Below are 21,435 nucleotides of genomic sequence, written 5' to 3'. Positions count from 1 at the left end.
ATGAATAAGGAATCTAGAGTTTCCGTTTGTATGGCAACTTATAATGGTGAACGATATATCACTGAGCAATTAATTTCAATCATCTCACAGTTAAAGGCGACTGATGAGCTTATCATTATCGATGACTGCTCTGTAGATAGAACGTTCGATATAGTAACAAGATTTTCTGAAGGTGATAATAGAATTAGAGTTTTTAAGAACGAGTTTAACCTTGGAGTTAATCAAACCTTTGACATAGCTATCAATAAAGCCACAGGGGATATTATTTTTCTATCAGATCAAGATGATGTTTGGGTTCCTGGGCGTGTAGAAGTTATGAAAAACTCTCTTTGTTCGCAAGGAAAGAGTTTTTTAAGTTCTAACTTTAACTTGATTGATAGTAGTGGCAATCTTATTAAAAGTGTTAATGATTTCAGCCTCAGTCCCGGAGAGGGGTTCTTATTTAATTTAAGGAATATATTAAATATCTTTACTGGAAGAATCTCATATTATGGCTGTGCCATGTGCTTTACAAAAGATTTTGCTCGGTCAGTGACGCCATTCCCTCATTTTGTTGAGTCTCATGATCTTTGGATAGCTATGGCAGCAAACGTAAAATCGGATTGTATTCACTTAAAAGATATAACGCTTTCTCGTCGTATACATGGTAGTAATGTTAGTGTCGTCTCACGCTCTTTCAAAGAGAAGTTTATTTCTAGATTTGTTTTTATGAGATCATTATTTTGTATTTTATCAGGTCGAAATAATTCCAATAGAAGGTTTACTTTATGAATTCTATTTGTTCTAGTTGCATCATGGATAGATCCGACTCAAAAATTATTTTTAATAGCGAAGGTGAATGTGATCATTGCGTTAACTTTAAGCTGAATATTGAACCTAATTGGCACACTGGTCAGCGCGGTTACGTGGAGTTGATGAAAGCGGCAGAGCGAATTAAACAAGAAGGTAGAGGCAAGGACTTCGATTGCATTATCGGTTTGAGTGGCGGCTTGGATAGTTCGTACACCGCTTACGTAGCAAAAGAGGTTATGGGTTTGCGGCCTTTACTTTTTCACGTAGATGCCGGTTGGAACACTGATCAGGCGGTTGGTAATATTGAAAAGTTGGTAGACGGCTTAGGTCTGGATCTTTACACAGAAGTTATAAACTGGGAAGAGATGAAAGACCTTCAGGTGGCGTTTTTAAAATCAGGTATTCCGGATCAGGATATTCCACAAGATTGCGCCTTTTTTTCTGGTTTGTATCAGTTTGCTCGCAAGAATAAAATTAAGTACGTTCTAACGGGCGGTAATTTTTCAACTGAATGCTGTCGGGAACCCAATGAGTGGGGGGCTTATCCTGGCATTGATAAAACGTTAATTACTGATATTCATAAAAAATTTGGAAAACGTAAGTTAAAGTCTTTCCCGATTATCGACGTTTTGGTCTATAAGGTATTCCATCATCGCGTTCTTGGTATGAAGGTTTTTAAACCATTAAATTTAGTGCCTTACATCAAGAAAGAAGCTGAACAACTTTTGCAGCAAAAATACGGATGGCAGCCTTTCCAGCATAAGCATCACGAGTCTCGTTTTACTCGTTTTTATGAGGACTACTGGATGCCTCGTAAGTTTGGTTATGAAAAACGACGTGCTCACTTTTCAAGCCTTATTATGACAGGGCAAATGACTCGCGAAGAAGCGTTGGAGCGTATTGCTAAACCCGAGCTATCAGACGAATTCATGAAAAATGAATTTAAATATGTAGCTAATAAGCTAGGATTAAGCGCTGAAGAATTACAACAAATTTTTGAGCAGCCCAATAAAAGCTATCGGGATTATAAGAATAAGCTATGGCTAATCCAGTTGGGCGCCAAATTAATTAATATGCTTGGTATTGAGAGAAGACATTACAGATGATTGCGCTTATTGATTATGGTATTGGTAACCTACAAGCGTTTTTAAACCTATACCAGCGTTTACATATTCCGGTTATGGTTGCAACTACGGCTGAGCAGATTGAACAAGCTGATAAACTAATATTACCGGGTGTTGGCCATTTCGATCACGCAATGCAGCTCTTTAATGCTTCATCCATGAAAGACACAATAGTTCGTCGGGTTACCGAGGAAAAGGTGCCAATCATTGGAATTTGTGTTGGTATGCAAATGTTGGCTTATTCGAGCGAAGAGGGTGTCGAGCCCGGTTTAGGTTGGGTTCCCGGGCGTGTGCGGTCACTAAAGAATGCTTTATCGCATACGCAACTTCCTATGCCACATATGGGCTGGAACGATGTTTTTGCAACTGGAGCTGCGCCGCTATTTAAACATTTTATCCCGGACGACACTCGTTTCTACTTTTTGCACTCTTATTTTTTTGAACCTGAGAGCAATGAGTTCTGCATGGCCAAGTGTGATTATGGTATTTCATTTAGCTGTGCGGTGAGTAAGGGGAATGTGTTTGGAGTGCAGTTTCATCCAGAGAAAAGCCATCATTTTGGTGAGCAGTTGTTAAAAAATTTTGCGGAGTTATAACAATGCTCAGACCTAGATTAATCCCATGCTTGTTAATTCAGGATGGTGGTTTAGTAAAAACGACTAAGTTCAAAGATGCAAAGTACGTTGGTGATCCAATTAACGCTGTGCGGATCTTTAATGAAAAGGAGGCCGATGAGTTAGTTGTTATTGATATTGACGCGACAGTGCAAAAGCAAGAACCGAATTACGAACGTATCGCTTATTTAGCGGCTGAATGTAGAATGCCGCTTTGCTATGGCGGCGGTATTAAAACTGCCGAACAAGCAAAGCGCATTACGGCACTGGGTGTTGAAAAAGTAGCAATTAGCTCGGCCGCTATCGACAATCCTCAATTGATTTCCGAAATTGCTGCTGAAATTGGTAGCCAGAGTGTGGTTGTAGTGTTGGATGTAAAAAAGAAGCTACTGAGCAAACACTACGAAGTGTGGACCCATAATGGTAAAAACAATACTAAACTTAACCCGCTTGATGTTATCGCAGAAATACAAAAGCATGGCGCTGGCGAGATAGTCATTAATTTTATTGAGCACGAAGGCACTATGAAAGGTATGCCTCTTGATGCAATTAAAATGTTTAAGGCTGTTTGTCGAGTTCCCTATACTGTGATGGGCGGTGCTGGCTCCCTTGATGACCTTGGCGATGTGGTCGCTGAGAACGGCTTAATTGGTGTCGCTGCAGGTAGTTTATTTGTTTTCAAGGGCCCATACAGAGCAGTTCTCATTAATTATCCGACTCAGGCGCAAAAGCGTGAAAAGATATATGGACGGTGTCATGTTTAGCAATAAAATTTTACTTATTACCGGTGGTACCGGCTCTTTCGGCAACGCAGTACTTAAGCGTTTTTTAGATACCGATATTGCAGAAATTCGTATTTTTAGCCGGGACGAGAAAAAGCAGGATGATATGCGCAAAAAGTATAATCATCCTAAGCTAAAGTTTTACATCGGGGATGTCCGTGACTACAACAGCATTTTAAATGCAACGCGCGGTGTCGATTTTATTTATCATGCCGCCGCATTAAAGCAGGTGCCAAGCTGCGAGTTTTATCCGATGGAGGCGGTTAAAACTAATGTCGTGGGTACAGAGAATGTTCTGGAAGCGGCTATCGTCAATGGCGTTTCTCGAGTCGTTTGTTTAAGTACCGATAAAGCAGTTTATCCGATCAATGCCATGGGCATTTCTAAAGCCATGATGGAAAAAGTTATGGTTGCTAAGGCGCGTAATCTCGATCCTGCTAAAACGGTCATTTGCGGTACACGCTACGGTAACGTAATGGCGTCGCGCGGCTCTGTTATTCCATTGTTTGTCGACTTGGTACGCGCTGGTAAGCCTATTACTATCACTGATCCGAATATGACGCGTTTTATGATGACGCTGGAAGACGCTGTAGATCTGGTGTTGTACGCATTTGAACATGGTGATAACGGCGATATCTTTGTACAAAAAGCACCAGCTGCAACGATAGATGTATTAACTCAAGCGTTGCTTGAGCTGATGCAAACGCCAGAGCACCCGGTAAATGTCATTGGTACCCGTCATGGCGAAAAGCTATTTGAAGCGCTGTTAAGCCGGGAAGAGCGTGCCTGTGCTATAGATATGGGCGACTATTACCGTGTACCACCTGATAATCGTGATTTAAATTACGGTAAGTTCTTTGATCAGGGTGATAAAAAGATTACTGAGTTGGAAGATTATAACTCTCATAATACCGAGCGTTTGGATGTAGCAGGAATGAAGCAATTGTTGCTTAAGCTAGACTTTATTCGCGCTATTACCCGGGGTGAACCTGCAACGGCAGAGGATTAATAGTATGAAAGTTTTGGTAACCGGTGCCAATGGCTTTATTGGCAAAAACCTGATCATTAGTTTGCAGCGCAACCCCAGTATTGAGGTTATTAAATTTACCCGTGATATGCCTTTAGAATCGCTCCCCGGGTTACTGTCACAAGCTGATTTTATTTTTCATTTAGCCGGAATCAACCGTCCGCATGATGACAATGAATTCGCAACAGGTAATGCCGACCTAACGGGGGCAATTTGTCAGGCTATCAGAGAGAGTGGCCGCAAAATTCCCATTGTTTTAACATCCTCTATTCAGGCCGAGCGCCATAATGCCTATGGCAAAAGTAAGTTAATGGCAGAGATGCATCTTTTGAATTTGCACCTGGAAATGGGCAATAAAGTGTATATTTATCGCTTGCCTAATGTGTTTGGTAAATGGTGTAAGCCAAACTACAACTCAGCTGTGGCTACCTTTTGCCACAATATAAGCCGTGGTTTACCAATCCAGGTTAATGATCGCTCTGTTGAGCTAAAACTGGTCCATATTGGTGCTGTTGTTACCTCGTTTCTGAAGGTGTTGCACCAGCAGCCTGAAGAGCAGTTGTATGTCAATGTTGATCCTGTGTATCAGGTCACTTTGGGAGATCTCGTTGACCAGCTTTACAAGTTTAGAGATAGCCGTGAGAGCTTAATTACCGAACCGGTAGGCGAGGGTTTTATCCGGGTTCTTTATGCAACCTACATTAGTTACATTCCACCAGATAAATTTAATTATGGTTTAACCAAGCATGAAGATAAGCGTGGTTGCTTTGTCGAAATGCTTAAAACCCGCGATTCGGGCCAATTCTCCTTTTTTACCGCTCATCCCGGCGTCACCCGTGGCGGTCACTACCACCATGTAAAAACAGAAAAGTTTTTGGTGATTAAAGGCAAAGCCCGGTTTGGCTTCCGCCATATTATTACTGACGAAGTTATCGAGATTTTTACCAGCGGCGATATGCCAGAGATTGTTGAGACAGTTCCTGGTTGGTCACATGACATTACAAATATTGGCGACGATGAAATGGTGGTAATGCTATGGGCGAATGAAAACTTTGACCGTGAACGCCCTGATACTGTCGCATATAAGGTGTAATTGATGAACAAGTTAAAAGTGATGACCGTTGTCGGTACTCGCCCGGAAATTATTCGTTTGTCCAGAGTGATGGCAGCATTAGATCAGCATTGTGAGCATATTATTGTGCACACCGGCCAGAACTACGATTTTGAACTTAATCAGGTTTTCTTTGACGATTTGGGTGTACGCAAGCCGGATTACTTTTTGAATGCTGCGGGTAGCACCGGAGCTGAAACCATTGGTAATGTGATTATTGCCGTAGATAAAGTACTGGCTGAAGTCAATCCGGATGCGATGTTGGTGTTGGGTGATACCAATAGCTGTATGGCGGTGATTCCTGCTAAACGTCGCAAAATCCCAACTTTCCATATGGAAGCGGGCAACCGCTGTTTTGATATGCGGGTGCCGGAAGAAATTAACCGTCGAATCGTTGACCATACCGCCGATATTAACCTTACTTATAGCAGTATTGCCCGTGACTACTTGCTTGCCGAAGGTATTCCTGCCGATAGGGTGATTAAAACCGGTAGCCCAATGTTTGAAGTACTAAACCATTATATGCCGCAAATTGATGGTTCTGATGTATTAAACCGGTTGGGGTTAACTGAGCGCGAGTTTTTTGTCATTAGCGCCCACCGTGAAGAAAACGTTGATTCGCCGAAGAACCTGCATAAACTGGCGGCGGTGCTGAATGGTCTGGCTGAGAAGTACGGTTATCCCGTTATTGTCTCCACACACCCTCGTACCCGTAAACGAATCGAAGAGCAAGGTGTAGTTTTCAACCCGCTAGTGCAGTTGTTAAAGCCACTGGGTTTTCACGACTACAACAAGCTGCAAAAGTCGGCTAAGGCCGTATTATCCGACAGCGGTACCATTAGTGAAGAGTCGTCCATCATGAACTTCCCAGCTTTGAATCTTCGCGAAGCGCATGAGCGGCCAGAAGCCTTTGAAGAGGCCTCGGTAATGATGGTGGGACTTGAGGTTGACCGCGTGTTTCAGGCATTACAGGTTTTGGATAGCCAACCAAGTGGTGATACTCGTTTGCTGCGTCCTGTTTATGATTACAGCATGCCTAATGTCTCGGATAAGGTCGTTCGGATCGTCCATAGTTACCGCGATTATGTGATGCGAGTTGTTTGGAAGCAGTATTGATATGAGATTTGCGCTGTTACCGGATGCGTATCTACCATCCAGCACCTTAGTACACGCTAAAATGTTTCATGAACTAGCACATGAATTGCAAAATCGTGGTCATAAAGCAGTTGTGATTACACCGGGTGAGCCTGACCAAAAAACATTACTTGTTGAGGAAATATACGATGGTGTTGAAGTATGGCGTTTTCGCACCGGCCGAACTCGTGGCGTTGGCAAAGTAAAGCGAGCCCTGAACGAATCTTTGTTGTCTATTAATGCCTGGCGTGCCATCTCTCATAGAGTTAAAGCAGAACCTTTTGATGGCTGTATTAACTATTCGCCCACTATTTTCTTTGGACCCTTAGCGAAGAAATTAAAAGCACATGGCGCTTTCGTCTATTTGATTCTGCGCGACATGTTCCCGCAATGGGTAATTGATCAGGGCATGATCAAAGAAGGCTCCGTGATAGCGCGTTATTTCCGTTACTTTGAGCGTCTGAACTATCAGGCATCCGATTGCATTGGTGTCATGTCCGATGCCAATCTGAAATTATTTCATCATTTACATCCGGGCTATCCAAATGTGAAGGTTCTAATGAATTGGGCAGATACCCGACCATTGATTCGTGAGACTGTTGCAACGAATTGGCGTGATGCCTGGGGCCTGAACGATAAAATAGTGTTCTTTTATGGTGGAAATATTGGTCATGCACAGGACATGACAAATTTAATGCGTCTTGCCAGAACGATGAGAACCGAACCACTCGCACACTTTCTGTTTGTCGGGCAAGGAGATGAAGTTGAATTAATACATCAACTTAAAGCCAAATGGCAACTTGATAATGTCACTATCAAACCCTCTGTTTCGCAGCAGGTATATCGAGAGTTGTTAACTCAAATTGATATTGGTTTGTTTTCATTATCAGCTAAACACACCGCCCATAACTTTCCTGGCAAGCTCCTGGGCTATATGGTTGAGTCGTTACCTATTCTAGGTAGTGTTAATGCAGGAAATGACGTGATTGACTTAATCAATAATCATAGTGCAGGGTTTGTTTTCGAGAATGGTGATGATGAGGCTCTCAGTGACGCTGCTAAAGTGTTGCTTTTATCACCAGATCAGCGCATAAAATGTGGTGAGCAGGCGAGGACTTTGCTGGAAAACTATTTTTCAGTTGAATCAGCTGTTTCACAGATATTACAACAAGCTCAAAATAGAGGTGCGGCTTGAGTATCTTAATTACCGGCCATACCGGTTTTGTTGGTCAAGCGTTAGTAAAGGCTTTACCTGAAAACACGCTACGACTCGTCGGGCGTCGTCACTTAGCGGGACAGCCAGGACAGTTTTTTCAGAAAGAGCTTACTACTACTGAAGACTACTCCGACTGCCTGGCCGGCGTTTCGGTCGTCATTCATGCAGCTGCGCGTGTACATGTGATGGATGATACTGCTGCAGACCCGTTGGCAGCATACCGTGAGGTCAACGTTGCCGGAACTCTTAATCTGGCTCGTCAAGCCGCAGCATCCGGTGTAAAGCGCTTTATTTTTATTAGTACGATTAAAGTAAATGGTGAAGCTACGCTCCCGGATCAGCCGTTTACTGCGCGTGATTTAAGCAAAGCAACTGATCCTTACGGGATCTCTAAAGCAGAAGCCGAAGCAGCTTTAAAAAAATTGTGTTCGGACACCGGAATGGAGTTTTTAATAATTCGTCCTCCGCTGGTATATGGTCCGGGAGTAAAAGCAAATTTTGCTGCGATGCTACGTTTCGCAAAAAAGAACTTGCCGCTACCCTTAGGTGCTATTCGTAACCAGCGAAGTATGGTCGCGCTTAGCAATCTAGTCGACCTGATAAAAGTTTGTATTGATCATCCCAAAGCGGCCAATCAAACATTTTTAGTGAGTGATGACCGTGACCTGTCAACCACCGAGCTGTTACAGCTAATGGTTCGAGCCTATGGAAAAACTCCCAGGCTTATCCCAGTGCCTATGAGTTGGTTTAATATTATTGGCAAACTAACGGGTAAGCAGGCGGTAATTGCCAGACTCTGTGGTAATTTACAAGTTGATATTAACGACACCAAAACTACGCTTAATTGGCGTCCACCAGTGTCGGTCGAGGATGGTATTAAAAGTTGTATACCAAAAGAGGATCTATGTTAATTCGGCTGTTGGACATTTTATTTGCACTCTGTGGGTTAGTGTTTGGTTTTCCGGTTCTGGTTATTCTGACGATTATAGGTCTGTTTGACACCGGCTCACCAATATTCCGGCAGGTTCGGGTTGGACGTTATAAAAAGCCTTTCACACTGGTTAAGTTTAGAACTATGCGAAAAGACACGGCCTCTGTTGCCAGTCATTTAGCCAGTGCCAGCGCTATTACGCCTTTTGGTGGATTCTTGCGCAAAACGAAGCTGGACGAGCTACCACAGTTATGGAATGTGCTATGGGGCGATATGAGTTTAGTTGGCCCCCGTCCTGGGCTTTTTAATCAGGAAGAGTTAACAGCTGCACGTGATAAGCTCGGTATTTACAATGCACGCCCAGGTATTACGGGCTTGGCGCAGGTCAATGAAATCGATATGTCTACGCCAGAACTACTAGCTCAAACTGATGCCAAAATGCTGCAAAGCCTGACATTGGCAGACTACTTTAAATATATTTTTATGACTGTAGCCGGTAAAGGGAGTGGCGATAGAGTAAAAAAATAGTAAACTCTATGCTGTGAATCTAATGCTGCAAAAAGGGAGTTTATGCAGAGTAGCTTTGAGCAGCCGGTGATATTGCACCACGGCGCCGTTGACGGTGTTACCGGCTCTTGTCATGAATATCAATTAGCTCCTGGTTATGCAGTGCTAATTGATTGTGGCCTATTTCAGGGGGACGAGCAGGGCAATGGTAGCAAAGCCAACCTTGCTATCAATTTCCCGCTTAACCATATTCAGGCGCTTATCGTTACTCATGTCCATATTGATCACGTAGGACGAATTCCTTATTTGCTGGCGGCTGGTTTTACCGGCCCTATTTTTTGCTCTGAAGCCTCCGCGCATCTGTTACCTTTGGTGTTGGAAGATGCACTTAAAGTTGGGGTAACCCGCGACGAGCAGCTGATTAACGGCTTTTTGCGTGCCATTGCCCGCCAGATTGTGCCCTGTAAGTTTAACGCCTGGGTTGAATTACCTGCCTTTAACGGTATTAACGCGCACTTCCGGCTGCAAAAGGCCGGCCATATTCTTGGTTCGGCCTATGTTGAAATTAAACATTTGCTCAATGCAAAGCCCTTTATCACGGTGTTTTCTGGTGATTTAGGCGCGCCTTACTCTCCGTTGTTACCTGCCCCTAAACCACCTTACGCTGCCGACGTTGTTGTTATTGAAAGTACTTATGGCGATAAACTGCATGAAAACCGGCGCAGTCGTATTAAGCGCTTAGAGCAAGTATTACTGCATTCGTTGCAGGATAACGGCACGGTGTTGTTTCCGGCTTTTAGCATTGGCCGTACTCAGGAGCTGCTATACGAACTGGAAACGTTAATTCATCGGTTACGTGGCAAAAAAATTCACCAACAGTTACGCTGGGATGACCTGACAGTCATTGTAGATTCACCTTTGGCCGCTAAATTTAATGTGGCTTACCAACAACTGGCCGCATGCTGGGATGACGAGGCGCTAAAACGCTTGCGGGAAGGTCGCCACCCGCTAAATTTTAGCCAGCTGTATACTATTGATAGCCATGCAGAACATCTGGCTGCGGTAAATTTACTGAGCAGTACCCGTAAACCGGCTATCGTTATTGCTGCCAGTGGTATGTGTGAGGGCGGAAGAGTGGTAAATTATCTGAAGGCTATGTTGGGTGATCCTGTGCATCAGGTAGTGTTTGTAGGTTATCAAGCGCGTGGTACGCTTGGCGCCGCGATTCAGCAATATGGCCCGCGAGGTGGTTATGTTAATATTGATGGCCAGCGTATTGATATTAAGGCTGAAGTGTTAACATTGAGCGGCTATTCTGCCCATGCCGACCAGCAAGGGTTAACTCGCTTTATAAAAGGTATGCGCAAACGGCCAAAGCAAGTGCGGATTGTGCATGGTGATGTCGATGCGAAGAAAGCTCTGCAAACTGCTTTGGCTGCTTATGCGGATAAAGTGGTGATTGCGGAATGATGGGTTTTGAATGTTGAATGTTGAGGGGTATTGCTATGCGGCTAACTGAACCACAACAGCAGATTATCAGGCAAGTGTTGTTAAAGCATTTTGGTCAGAACTCTGAGTTACGTTTGTTTGGTTCAAGAGTCGATGATAACGCCAAAGGTGGTGATATTGATCTCTACATTGAACCAGAAATCTGTTCTGTCGACGAGATCGTTGAGGCTAAGCTCAATGCTCTTGTTGATCTTCACCGTGCTTTGGGTGATCAAAAGATCGATCTTGTGGTTAACCGTAAAGCCGGAACAGTATTACCAATTTACAGAATTGCTAAAGAGACGGGTGTTCCGTTATGAATAAGGCTGTTTTTCAGGGAATAATTGATGTATGCAAAGTACATGCTGAGCGTTTACGCTGGTCCATGTCGCATTTAGCTGAAAAAAAACCTTTCACGGCCGATAGTCTGGCGCAACTGACCGAGGTCGAACTGGCAATATTTGATCAATTTATTGTGCGGTTTTCTAAATTGCAGGATGTAATGGGCGCTAAGCTGTTACCAGCAGTGCTTGAATTGACTCATGAAGAAGGTGAACTTAACACCTTTATTGATAAATTGAACAGACTTGAGAAAATTGGTGCGCTTAGTTCAGTTGAACAGTGGCTAAAACTTAGGGAAATGCGCAACCAATTTGCACACGACTACCCCGACGATCCTGAAATTCAAAGTACCTTACTTAATAAAGCTTTTGTTATGGCAGAAGAGTTGTTAAAAGTACTAGATCACGTCATTCATTTTTCTGCAAGGTATGGTGTTTTAAAGGGAACTTTATGAAAGTCACAGTATTCGGTATTGGTTATGTTGGTCTGGTGCAGGCGGCGGTATTAGCTGAGGTTGGCCATCAGGTTCTCTGTGTCGACGTAAATGCCGAACGGGTAGAAAACCTGAAAAAAGGTATTATCCCGATTTATGAACCTGGCTTAACACCACTGGTAGAAAAGCACTTTGCCAGTGGTTATCTCAATTTTACTACCGACGCTCAGGCTGGAGTGCTGCATGGTGACGTGCAATTTATCGCCGTGGGCACACCACCCGATGAAGATGGCTCTGCCGATTTACAGTATGTGTTGGCGGTGGCGAAAACTATCGCAACTTATATGCAGTCACCTAAGGTGGTTATCGATAAATCTACGGTACCTGTTGGTACCGCAGATAAAGTCAGGGCCGCTATTGCCTCGGTATTGGCAGAGCGTGGCCAACAACTTGATTTCGATGTGGTGTCAAACCCCGAGTTTTTGAAAGAGGGCGCAGCTGTTAATGACTGTATGCGACCCGATCGCATTATTGTTGGTACCTACGACGAGCGCCCTAAAGATCTGATGCGGGAGCTGTATGAGCCGTTTAACCGCAATCATGACAAAATGATTTTTATGGATGTGCGCTCTGCTGAGCTCACTAAGTATGCGGCTAACTGTATGCTTGCTACTAAAATTTCATTTATGAATGAAATGGCCAATTTAGCTGAGCTTCTGGGTGCCGATATCGAAGCAGTGCGCAAAGGTATTGGCTCTGATCCCCGTATTGGTTACCACTTTATTTATCCTGGCTGTGGCTATGGTGGCTCTTGCTTCCCTAAAGATGTGCAGGCCCTGATCCGTTCGTCAGAGCAAATGGGCTATAGTCCTAAGGTGCTGCAAGCTGTTGAGGCGGTCAACAATAAGCAAAAATATAAGCTGCCTGAGCTGATTAAACAGCACTTTGATACTGAGCTGGCAGGCAAAACCATTGCGCTTTGGGGCTTAAGTTTTAAACCCAACACCGATGATATGCGTGAAGCCAGTAGCCGGGTATTAATGGAGCAGTTATGGGCAGCCGGGGTCAAAGTGCAAGCCTACGATCCTGAAGCGATGGAAGAAACCCAGCGCATTTATGGCGTGCGCGATGACTTAACTCTGGTGGGGACCAAAGAAGCGGCCTTAAAAGGTGCTGATGCCTTGGTTATTTGTACCGAGTGGCAACAGTTCCGCGCGCCTGATTTTGATTTAATCAAATCGCAGTTACGCCAGGCTGTGATTTTTGATGGCCGTAACTTGTACGATCCACGCCGCTTAGCCCAGCGTGGCTTTATCTATTATGCCATTGGCCGCGGTGAAACCGTGCGCAAATCAAGCTGATGGAGCGAGTATGAAATTTCTGGTTACCGGCGCCGCAGGCTTTATTGGTTTTTATGTGTGTCAGCGTTTGTTACAGCAAGGGCACCAGGTGGTGGGCCTGGATAATCTTAACGGCTATTACCCGGTACAGCTAAAACGTGATCGTCTGGCACAGCTGCTAGCGCAACCTGGCTTTCGGTTTGAACAGCTTGATTTAGCGGATCGTGCCGGTATTGCCAATCTTTTTACTAAAGAAGGTTTTCAGCGGGTTATTCACCTTGGCGCTCAGGCGGGCGTAAGATACTCGCTGCAAAATCCTATGGCCTATGCCGATAGTAACCTAACCGGTACTCTTACCATTCTGGAGGGCTGCCGCCAGCACCGGGTTGAACACCTGGTTTATGCTTCATCCAGCTCCGTCTATGGCATGAATAGCAAAATGCCATTTAGTACGCACGACAGAGTCGACCATCCTGTATCACTCTATGCGGCAACCAAAAAAGCTAACGAATTAATGGCCCATTCATATAGCCATTTGTATGGTATTCCCACTACGGGGTTGCGGTTCTTTACTGTTTACGGCCCCTGGGGTCGGCCAGATATGGCACCGTTTTTATTTACGAAAGCCATTTTATCCGGTGAGCCGATAAAAGTATTTAACCATGGCGAGATGTTGCGTGACTTTACCTATATTGATGATATCGTTGAAGGTATAGTGCGTATCCAGCAGCAGCCACCCAAGCCAGCGCCGGGCTGGGACGGTAGCGATGCCAGTAGCAGCTTTGCGCCGTATAAAATTTTTAATATTGGCAATAATCAGCCGGTAAAACTGATGACCTTTATCGAAGCCATCGAGCAGGCCACCGGTAAAAAAGCAATAAAAGAGTATTTGCCGATGCAGGCCGGTGATGTGCCGGCGACCTTTGCCGATATTGATGATTTACAGGCTGCGGTAGGTTTTAAACCCGCTACACCTATTACACTGGGTATGCAGCGTTTTGTAGACTGGTACCGCAGCTATTATAATGTTGAGTAGTTAGCAAGACGATAAGCACACTACTAAAAAATAAAATGGAAAATGAAATAAATGCAAACCAATATTGTGCGTAAAGCAGTAATCCCTGTGGCCGGCCTCGGTACCCGGATGTTACCGGCAACTAAAGCAATACCTAAAGAGATGCTACCGGTAGTGGATAAGCCACTTATTCAGTATGTTGTGCAGGAGTGTATTGCTGCCGGTATAAAAGAAATTGTTCTGGTTACACATTCATCGAAAAATAGTATTGAAAACCACTTTGATATTAGCTTTGAGCTGGAGTCTATGCTGGAAAAACGTGTTAAACGCCAGCTCTTAGATGAAGTACAAAATATCTGCCCGAAAGACGTAACTATTATGCATGTGCGGCAAGGGCAAGCAAAAGGCTTGGGCCATGCGGTGCTTTGTGCCAAACCATTAGTCGGCGATGCACCCTTTGCGGTGGTATTGCCGGACGTGCTAATTGACAGTTACGACAGTGATCTGAAAAAAGATAACCTGGCACATATGGCTAATTTATTTTGCAGTACTGGCATTAGCCAGGTAATGGTTGAGCCGGTACCGATGCAAAATGTGTCAAGCTATGGCGTTGCCGATGTAGAAGGGCACCAACTGCAGGCGGGCGAGTCGGTTAATATGACGGCCATTGTTGAAAAGCCAAAAGTTGAAGAAGCGCCATCAAATCTTTCTGTAGTTGGCCGCTACGTTTTTACCCCTGATATTTGGCAGGCTTTAGAGTATACCCCTTTAGGCGCCGGTGATGAAATTCAGCTTACCGATGCCATCGCGATATTAATGAAATCACAACCAGTTAATGCCTACCATATTAAAGGCCGTAGCCATGATTGCGGTAATAAGCTTGGCTATATGCAAGCCTTTGTTGAGTTTGGTTTGCGGGATAAAAATCTGGGGCCGGGTTTTCAAGCCTGGTTACAGCAGTTGCTGCAGGGCTATCGTTAATAAACGCTGGTTTTAGTGCTATACTTGAGCCAATTTTTGCTGTTTAAGTGCCGGTTACTGAAGCCGGCACAATGGAGTTAAAACATGCTTGCATGGTTGCTGGCGCTGCCTCGTTCGGCTAAGCGCATGATTTCAGTAGCAATAGATACAGTATTTTTATCGCTCTCAATTTATTTGGCTTATGTGCTTACCCAAAATGGGAATGCCAGGCAGCTGTCTGATATTACACTGGCTTTTGTAATTACGCTGCCGCTTACCTTGCTTATTTTTACCAAGCTAGGCTTATATCGGGCGGTAATTCGTTATGTTGGCCAGCATGCGCTAGGCGCTGTGTTATTTGGTATTTTAGGTAGTGCCGCCTTGTTGGCGGCACTATTTATGTTTTTCGACGTCGAGCAGCGCACTAATCTGGTTATTGTTTATGCCTTAATCGCTTTAGTTACCTCAGGCGGCGTTCGTTTATTAGCCCGAATGCTTTTAGAGCAGCGCAATAACGGCCACAAAACCAGAGTATTGATCTATGGGGCTGGTTCTTCCGGGCGTCAGTTAGCTCAAGCCTTGATGAATGGTGACCAATATCATCCGGTCGCCTTTGTTGATGACGACAACACGCTGCAACGTTCAACCATTCTCGGTATTCCGGTTTCCAGCCCTAATAATATTCCTGGCTTAATTAAACAAAAAAATATAGGTCGTATTTTATTGGCGATGCCGTCAGCCAGTCGCGGCCGGCGCCGCGAGGTGTTGGATAAGCTAGAGGCCTTGCCGTTACCGGTCTTATCAATACCGGGTATGAGTGACTTAGTTAATGGTAGTATGCGTATTGATGAGCTGCAGGATGTAAAAATAGAAGATCTGCTGGGCCGTGACCCCGTAGCACCGAAGAAAAAACTATTGCATGCCAATATTAAAGGTAAGGTGGTCATGGTTACCGGTGCCGGCGGCTCTATTGGCTCTGAGCTATGCCGGCAAATTATTCGCTGCGAACCGCTAACGCTGGTGTTGTTTGAACTGTCTGAATATGCCCTTTATGCAATTGAGCAGGAGCTTAAAGCCTTAATTTGCAATGAAGCACTGGAAATTAACCTGGTGCCGGTAATGGGCACTGTGCAGCGGCAAAGCCGGCTTGAAAGCGTTATGCGCGCCTTTGGCGTACACACGGTTTATCATGCCGCTGCCTATAAGCATGTACCCTTAGTGGAATATAATGTCGTTGAGGGTGTTCGTAATAATGTGTTCGGTACCTGGTATGCTGCTGAGGCGGCGATCAAAGCCGGGGTGGAAACCTTTGTCCTTATCTCTACCGATAAAGCCGTTCGGCCAACCAATGTAATGGGCGCGTCTAAACGGCTGGCAGAGTTGGTGCTACAGGCATTGGCTCAGTATCAAACTAAGACTCGTTTTTGTATGGTGCGCTTTGGTAATGTTTTAGGCTCATCCGGCTCAGTAGTGCCATTGTTCCGCGAACAAATTCGTAAAGGCGGCCCCGTTACCGTTACCCATAAAGATATTATCCGCTACTTTATGACCATTCCGGAAGCTGCTCAGCTGGTGCTGCAAGCCGGAGCCATGGGTAAGGGCGGTGATGTATTTGTATTAGATATGGGCGAACCGGTGCGTATTGCCGAGCTGGCCCGCAGGATGATCCACCTAATGGGCCTTGAAGTTCGGGATGATGAGCATCCACACGGCGATATAGAAATTAAATATACCGGCTTACGCCCGGGCGAAAAGCTGTATGAAGAATTATTAATTGGCAACAATGTACGGCAAACTGAGCATAGCCGTATTATGGCGGCAGATGAGGTTTGCCTGAGCTGGCCTGAGATGGAGCATTTATTAGCGCGCCTGGATGCAGCCTGTAATCGCTTTGCTGTGGAAGATATTATTGCACTTATTCGCAGTGCACCTACCGAGTTTAATTACAGTAACGCCACCAGTGATTTGGTTGTAAATGCGGCTTGTCCGGTGGATACCCGTAAGCAATTAGAGGTATTAGCTGCTGCCGATACCTCCAGGCCGCTGGTCACTGTACTTAAACAAACGGAGAGTAAACAACAAATTGCTTAGTTTTAAATTTAAGCATTGTGTTAACTTTAAACTTGGTTTAAGCTGCTTCGTAATCGGAATTCGGTTTAACCATTGAGGGATATTTTATGAAAAAAACTTTAGTAGCAATCTCTGCTGCTTTGGCTTTAGCCAGTGCAGGTGCTGTTGCTCAATCTTCTGACAATGCTGGCGGTTCTGCGGCTTCTGGCGCTACTGTTGGTGGTGTGGCTGTTGGTACTATCGTAGCCGGTGCTGTAGCTGCTGGTGTTTTAGCTGCAATAGTGTCTAATAGCTCAGGTGTTACTCTGCCACCAGTTCCACCAACACCACAACCACAGCCAAGCTGTAATGGGTCAGACCCATTAGTGGGTGGTGCTTGTGTTGGTACTACAGTAACTAATACGGTTACTTTAACTGGTACAGGTACTGCTACAACAACAGCAACGGTTCCTGTGACTTTCACTTACGCACCAACACTGCGTTAATAGTTGGTTAGTTTAAAAAGCCGCCATAAGGCGGCTTTTTTATTCAATATTTTCTTAAGTTGCCAGGATAGCAAACAATGAAAAACGCTATTTATGCGCTTTGCACGGCGGTAATTTGTAGCCTTGGCCTGGTTGGTTGCTCGGGAACTTACCAGGCGTATCGTGACACCCTAAGCTATGCTTTTAAACCACCGGCAGATATCGAACTTTCTGCTGAGCAGGTAACTGCTTCAAATGCAGATTTACTTTACGTCCGCTATGGCGAGCAGCGTCAGGTGGTAATGGCCTTGGCTTTTATGGAACATAATCAGCAAAAATGGATTTCTGCCGATAACGCTGTTGTGGTATTACAACATGGTCGCATAGTCCGTACCGCTGGCTTGCCGCATAATTTACTTTTTGTAACCGCCAGTACCGAAGATCCTTTAACCCGCGGCGTAACTTTCTTAGCTGGCAGTAGCTGGCAAAGTCTTACTGACTGGCAACAGGATGAATATGGTTATTTGGTACAAAGCCAATTTAGCCAACCTAAGCCAGAAACATTGGTAATACTGGAGCATAGCTATAACGTATTAAAAGTAACTGAAACTTTAAGCTATAAAACCCGACCACAGTTTTGGCGCTTTGATCAGCAGTGGCAAAACGAATACTGGTTTGAACAATCCTCAGGTCAGTTATTAAAAACCCGCCAGCAATATGCCCCTTTTCAGCCGCTTACCGAAATAGTTTTTATCAGCCGGGCGGCTCGTTTAGCTAAGGCAGGATAATCTATGCGTATACTAAAAAGACTCACTATGCTGGCCGCTGTGCTGGTAAGCACACCAGTGTCGGCTCAGGTGGTAGTGCATAGCGCTGGCCAGTCTATAACCTTTGAGCAACCAGTTCGGCTAGATGCTGTACTAGCCCCTTTGGTGCGCTCTGCTGATATCTATTGGCCCGCCGCTGCCTTGTATGACACTAATGCCCCTGAAGCAGAACAACTGCGCAGCCAAACCTTAATCCTGCTGCAGGAACTGCAACAAAGTGCTAAACCAGAGGTGCAGCAGGTATTACTGCAGTTAGCGAGCCGCATCGGTGACTGGCGTTTAGCTAAACGCTTACCCTTTGTCCTTGATTATGATTTGGCACGTATTAATCTTGCAGCCAACCCGCTATTGCCAACTGGCGACTATATTTTGCAGCTTCCCCGTCGGCCCGATTCGGTGGTGCTAATAGGTGCTATTAGCGGGGGCGTTGTTACCCAGGCGCATACGCCAGCGACTTCGGTAAATGACTACTTGCAGCGTGCCAAGTTACAGTCCGCAGATACCAACCACGTTCTGCTATTGCAGGCCGATGGTCGCTTAATTCAGGTGCCGTTATCCGGTGCCTCTGCGGCATATCAGGAAGCACAACCAGGAGCGGTTTTATATGTGCCTTTTCGTAGTTCGTTGTTTAGCCGTGATTATCAGCGTCTAAACCAACTCTTGGTTGAACTTACGCAGTATAGGGTTGCAGTATGAAACGGATAACTATCAAACACTTGCTGCCATTTGCGCTATCGCCGCTGCTGCTCGCCATGTCTGCAGCGGTTAATGCCGAACAACGCTGGCAGTTACCACCGGCAGGTGTATCCCAAAGTGCTCATGGTGGCGTAGGTTTAATTCAGGTACCAACAGCTCGGATGGCACCGGAAGGGAACTTATCGATTAATTATTCTGATAATGAAGAATACCGCTTTTGGACGGTAAGTACCCAGTTATTTCCCTGGTTAGAAGCGACAGTACGCTATACCGATGTTAGAACCCGTTTATACAGTGATGATCCCGGTTTTAGTGGCAATCAAACCTATAAGGATAAAGGTATAGATGCCAAATTCCGTTTATGGCAGGAATCAAAATGGTTCCCTGAAGTTGCGGTAGGTTTTCGCGATCTGGGTGGAACGGGGCTTTTTGAAAGCGAGTATGCTGTATTAAGTAAGCAACTTGGCGACTTTGACTTTCATGTCGGTTTGGGTTGGGGCTATTTAGGTAGTGCCGGTAATATTACAAACCCATTATGTCGATTAAGAGACAGTTTTTGTGCTCGCTCCTCTGATTTTGGCCAGGGCGGTAAAATTAGTTATGACAGTTTTTTCAAAGGTTCCGCCTCTGTTTACGGCGGTATCGAATACCAAACACCTTGGCAACCGCTACGCTTAAAACTGGAATATGAGGGTAATAACTACGTCGATGACTTTGCTGGCGCTCTGGCGCAAGATAGCCGCTGGAACTTAGGGGCGGTATACCATTGGCGTGATTTTGATTTTAGCCTAAACTATCAACGCGGTAATACCTTAGGTTTTGGTGTTTCCTATGCGCTGAATTTACACAATGCCGCTGGCTATAAAGTAAAACCGCCACTCCGTGATGTTCCTGCTGAACCAAAAGTGGCACAGTTTGACCAGGTACAGCGTGAGCAATTGATTTATGACTTGCTTTATCAGGCAGGCTTTTTAGTTAAGAGTTCAGCTCTGGCAGATGGCGTATTAACCGTTTATGGTAATCAGATAGCCTATCGCGATCACGAAGAAGCGTTAGAACGGATTGGGCGTATTTTAGCGGCCGAGTTACCTGCGGATATCACAACCTATAAGATTGTAAATCTGAACGGCAATATTCCAATGCTGGAGTCGGTGATTGATGCAAGTGAGTTTAAGGCGGTGGCCCGTAACGAACGTTTAGGTGCACCTTTTACCTCAACCTATGTGCGGCAGGATGTCTCGGCGCAAAGTCTGGCTGATTTTAAACCGCTGGTAACCAAAGGTTTTTACACTAATATGGAGCTGTTCTGGATCCAAACCTTTGGTAGCCCGGAAGAGTTTTATATGTATCAGGGTGGTGTGATCCTGGGCGCTGGCTATAGCTTTAACCCAAACTGGGCGCTGCATGCCTCCAGTAAAGTAACCTTACTAGAAAACTTTGATAAGTTTAACTTTACTGTAGATGCTTTTGACACTGGATTACCACGGGTGCGGACCTTTATTCGTGAATATGTTACCCGTAGTAAAATTACCCTGGATACACTGTACGGCAATTGGCAGGAGCGGTTAGCGCCAAATCTGTATGGTCAGCTTTATGCTGGCTATCTGGAAGCCATGTACGGCGGGGTAGGTGGCGAGGTGATGTATCGCCCGGTGGACAGTAATTGGGCTGTCGGTTTTGATCTGAACTATGTGCGGCAACGTTCTTATGAAAACGATTTTAGCTTTTTCGATTACAAGGTACTGACTGGCCACGCCAATATTTATTGGAAACCGGATTTTCTGCCTGATACCCAGCTAACATTCAACGTTGGGCGTTTTCTGGCAAAAGATTTGGGCGTTAACGTCGACTTCGCCAAGCGCTTTAATAGCGGCATAGTGATGGGGGCTTACGCGGCCATTACCGATGTATCGTCAGAGCAATATGGTGAGGGGAGTTTCACGAAGGGGTTCTATATTTCGATCCCATTCGATTTGTTCTCTATCACGCCGGCGACGGGCCGTGGTAAGTTACCATGGATCCCAATCTCCCGCGATGGCGGACAAATGCTGAACAGGCCGAGCATGCTCTACAACATGACCGAGCAACGCTCCCCCTTCTTCGACTAATTATCCACAGCACTCCGGTACCGGTCTGACCTGTTTATCCACAGCACTCCGGTACCGGTCTTACCAGTTAGCGGGTAGGATTGAGGTTTTAAGGTATAGCGATGATTTATTTCAACAGTCAAAGTATCCCGGAGTTACAAGGACTTAATTTTTCGCAGCGGATGCAGATTATTCGTACGGCAGCAGATCGTTTGCCGGCACCGACCAAAATTACCCTGAATATTATCAAGCTGATTATTTTATCAGTGCTGTTTATTATGATTGCACGCGCCGATGGCTGGGCAATAGCAGGCTACATACTGCTGCTGGTTGTGCTCTATCCACTGATCACCAGACCTATCACCTTCTATCTTTGCCGTAAGCAGTTTGCGACTATTCGCCGCCAGCAGTTTCCAGAGCAAAACTAAGTTATCCACAGCACTCCGGTACCGGTCAGAGCCTGATAGATCCCCAC

The 21,435-nt window shown here is 45.2% G+C and carries 22 protein-coding genes; all 22 read left to right on the top strand.

Features of this window, described 5'->3' with window-relative positions; all coding sequences use genetic code 11:
- Complete coding sequence (locus A9165_RS12215) at window positions 1-771, top strand: glycosyltransferase (protein WP_065956088.1); 771 nt, start codon at window positions 1-3, stop codon at window positions 769-771.
- Entirely contained in the window at window positions 768-1,898 is a 1,131-nt protein-coding gene (locus A9165_RS12210) for an N-acetyl sugar amidotransferase (RefSeq protein ID WP_065956087.1), read from the top strand. Before A9165_RS12215 ends, A9165_RS12210 begins: the two co-directional genes overlap by 4 nt.
- On the top strand, window positions 1,895-2,512 hold the full coding sequence (gene hisH / locus A9165_RS12205; protein WP_065956086.1) for an imidazole glycerol phosphate synthase subunit HisH: 618 nt from the start codon (window positions 1,895-1,897) through the stop codon (window positions 2,510-2,512). Before A9165_RS12210 ends, hisH begins: the two co-directional genes overlap by 4 nt.
- A 2-nt stretch (window positions 2,513-2,514) precedes the next feature.
- Window positions 2,515-3,294 carry an AglZ/HisF2 family acetamidino modification protein gene (locus tag A9165_RS12200; protein WP_065956085.1) on the top strand — a complete coding sequence of 260 codons (780 nt, stop codon included), beginning with the start codon at window positions 2,515-2,517 and terminating at the stop codon, window positions 3,292-3,294.
- Window positions 3,287-4,321, top strand: coding sequence for a polysaccharide biosynthesis protein (locus A9165_RS12195; protein ID WP_065956084.1), 1,035 nt, complete (start codon window positions 3,287-3,289; stop codon window positions 4,319-4,321). Before A9165_RS12200 ends, A9165_RS12195 begins: the two co-directional genes overlap by 8 nt.
- Window positions 4,322-4,325: 4 nt before the next feature.
- Window positions 4,326-5,432: an NAD-dependent epimerase/dehydratase family protein gene (locus tag A9165_RS12190; protein WP_065956083.1), complete on the top strand. Its 1,107-nt coding sequence runs from the start codon at window positions 4,326-4,328 to the stop codon at window positions 5,430-5,432.
- Between the two features lie 3 nt (window positions 5,433-5,435).
- Entirely contained in the window at window positions 5,436-6,566 is a 1,131-nt protein-coding gene (wecB, locus tag A9165_RS12185; protein WP_065956082.1) for a non-hydrolyzing UDP-N-acetylglucosamine 2-epimerase, read from the top strand.
- Between the two features lies 1 nt (window position 6,567).
- The gene (locus A9165_RS12180) at window positions 6,568-7,779 is read left to right on the top strand and encodes a glycosyltransferase family 4 protein (protein ID WP_065956081.1); all 1,212 of its coding nucleotides are present in this window, start codon (window positions 6,568-6,570) and stop codon (window positions 7,777-7,779) included.
- Complete coding sequence (locus tag A9165_RS12175; RefSeq protein WP_065956080.1) at window positions 7,776-8,711, top strand: SDR family oxidoreductase; 936 nt, start codon at window positions 7,776-7,778, stop codon at window positions 8,709-8,711. The genes A9165_RS12180 and A9165_RS12175 overlap by 4 nt, the downstream gene beginning before the upstream one ends.
- The gene (locus tag A9165_RS12170; protein WP_065956079.1) at window positions 8,705-9,259 is read left to right on the top strand and encodes a sugar transferase; all 555 of its coding nucleotides are present in this window, start codon (window positions 8,705-8,707) and stop codon (window positions 9,257-9,259) included. Before A9165_RS12175 ends, A9165_RS12170 begins: the two co-directional genes overlap by 7 nt.
- A gap of 42 nt (window positions 9,260-9,301) precedes the next feature.
- Window positions 9,302-10,708 carry an MBL fold metallo-hydrolase RNA specificity domain-containing protein gene (locus A9165_RS12165; RefSeq protein WP_065956078.1) on the top strand — a complete coding sequence of 469 codons (1,407 nt, stop codon included), beginning with the start codon at window positions 9,302-9,304 and terminating at the stop codon, window positions 10,706-10,708.
- A 35-nt stretch (window positions 10,709-10,743) separates the two neighbouring features.
- On the top strand, window positions 10,744-11,046 hold the full coding sequence (locus tag A9165_RS12160) for a nucleotidyltransferase domain-containing protein (protein WP_065956077.1): 303 nt from the start codon (window positions 10,744-10,746) through the stop codon (window positions 11,044-11,046).
- Window positions 11,043-11,522 (top strand): hypothetical protein, encoded by a 480-nt coding sequence (locus tag A9165_RS12155; protein WP_065956076.1) that lies wholly within the window; start codon window positions 11,043-11,045, stop codon window positions 11,520-11,522. Before A9165_RS12160 ends, A9165_RS12155 begins: the two co-directional genes overlap by 4 nt.
- Window positions 11,519-12,862, top strand: coding sequence for a UDP-glucose/GDP-mannose dehydrogenase family protein (locus A9165_RS12150; RefSeq protein ID WP_065956075.1), 1,344 nt, complete (start codon window positions 11,519-11,521; stop codon window positions 12,860-12,862). The genes A9165_RS12155 and A9165_RS12150 overlap by 4 nt, the downstream gene beginning before the upstream one ends.
- A gap of 10 nt (window positions 12,863-12,872) precedes the next feature.
- Window positions 12,873-13,877, top strand: coding sequence for an NAD-dependent epimerase (locus tag A9165_RS12145; protein ID WP_065956074.1), 1,005 nt, complete (start codon window positions 12,873-12,875; stop codon window positions 13,875-13,877).
- Between the two features lie 51 nt (window positions 13,878-13,928).
- Window positions 13,929-14,837: a UTP--glucose-1-phosphate uridylyltransferase GalU gene (gene galU, locus A9165_RS12140; RefSeq protein WP_065956073.1), complete on the top strand. Its 909-nt coding sequence runs from the start codon at window positions 13,929-13,931 to the stop codon at window positions 14,835-14,837.
- 84 nt (window positions 14,838-14,921) lie between these two features.
- Entirely contained in the window at window positions 14,922-16,907 is a 1,986-nt protein-coding gene (locus tag A9165_RS12135; protein WP_065956072.1) for a nucleoside-diphosphate sugar epimerase/dehydratase, read from the top strand.
- Between the two features lie 86 nt (window positions 16,908-16,993).
- Window positions 16,994-17,371 (top strand): hypothetical protein, encoded by a 378-nt coding sequence (locus A9165_RS16630; protein WP_083216279.1) that lies wholly within the window; start codon window positions 16,994-16,996, stop codon window positions 17,369-17,371.
- Window positions 17,372-17,448: 77 nt separating this feature from the next.
- Complete coding sequence (locus A9165_RS12130) at window positions 17,449-18,138, top strand: YjbF family lipoprotein (RefSeq protein ID WP_065956071.1); 690 nt, start codon at window positions 17,449-17,451, stop codon at window positions 18,136-18,138.
- Window positions 18,139-18,141: 3 nt separating this feature from the next.
- Window positions 18,142-18,873: a capsule biosynthesis GfcC family protein gene (locus A9165_RS12125; RefSeq protein ID WP_083216278.1), complete on the top strand. Its 732-nt coding sequence runs from the start codon at window positions 18,142-18,144 to the stop codon at window positions 18,871-18,873.
- A 56-nt stretch (window positions 18,874-18,929) separates the two neighbouring features.
- A complete protein-coding gene (locus A9165_RS12120; RefSeq protein ID WP_083216281.1) occupies window positions 18,930-20,981 on the top strand; it encodes a YjbH domain-containing protein in 2,052 nt (683 codons plus the stop codon).
- Between the two features lie 101 nt (window positions 20,982-21,082).
- On the top strand, window positions 21,083-21,388 hold the full coding sequence (locus A9165_RS12115) for a DUF6170 family protein (RefSeq protein ID WP_008608044.1): 306 nt from the start codon (window positions 21,083-21,085) through the stop codon (window positions 21,386-21,388).
- Window positions 21,389-21,435: the final 47 nt, after the last annotated feature.

This window comes from Alishewanella sp. HH-ZS (assembly GCF_001704375.1).
Classification (GTDB): domain Bacteria; phylum Pseudomonadota; class Gammaproteobacteria; order Enterobacterales; family Alteromonadaceae; genus Alishewanella; species Alishewanella aestuarii.
The sequence above is the reverse complement of the archived record's forward strand: the minus strand, read 5'-3'. Positions and strand labels throughout refer to the sequence as shown.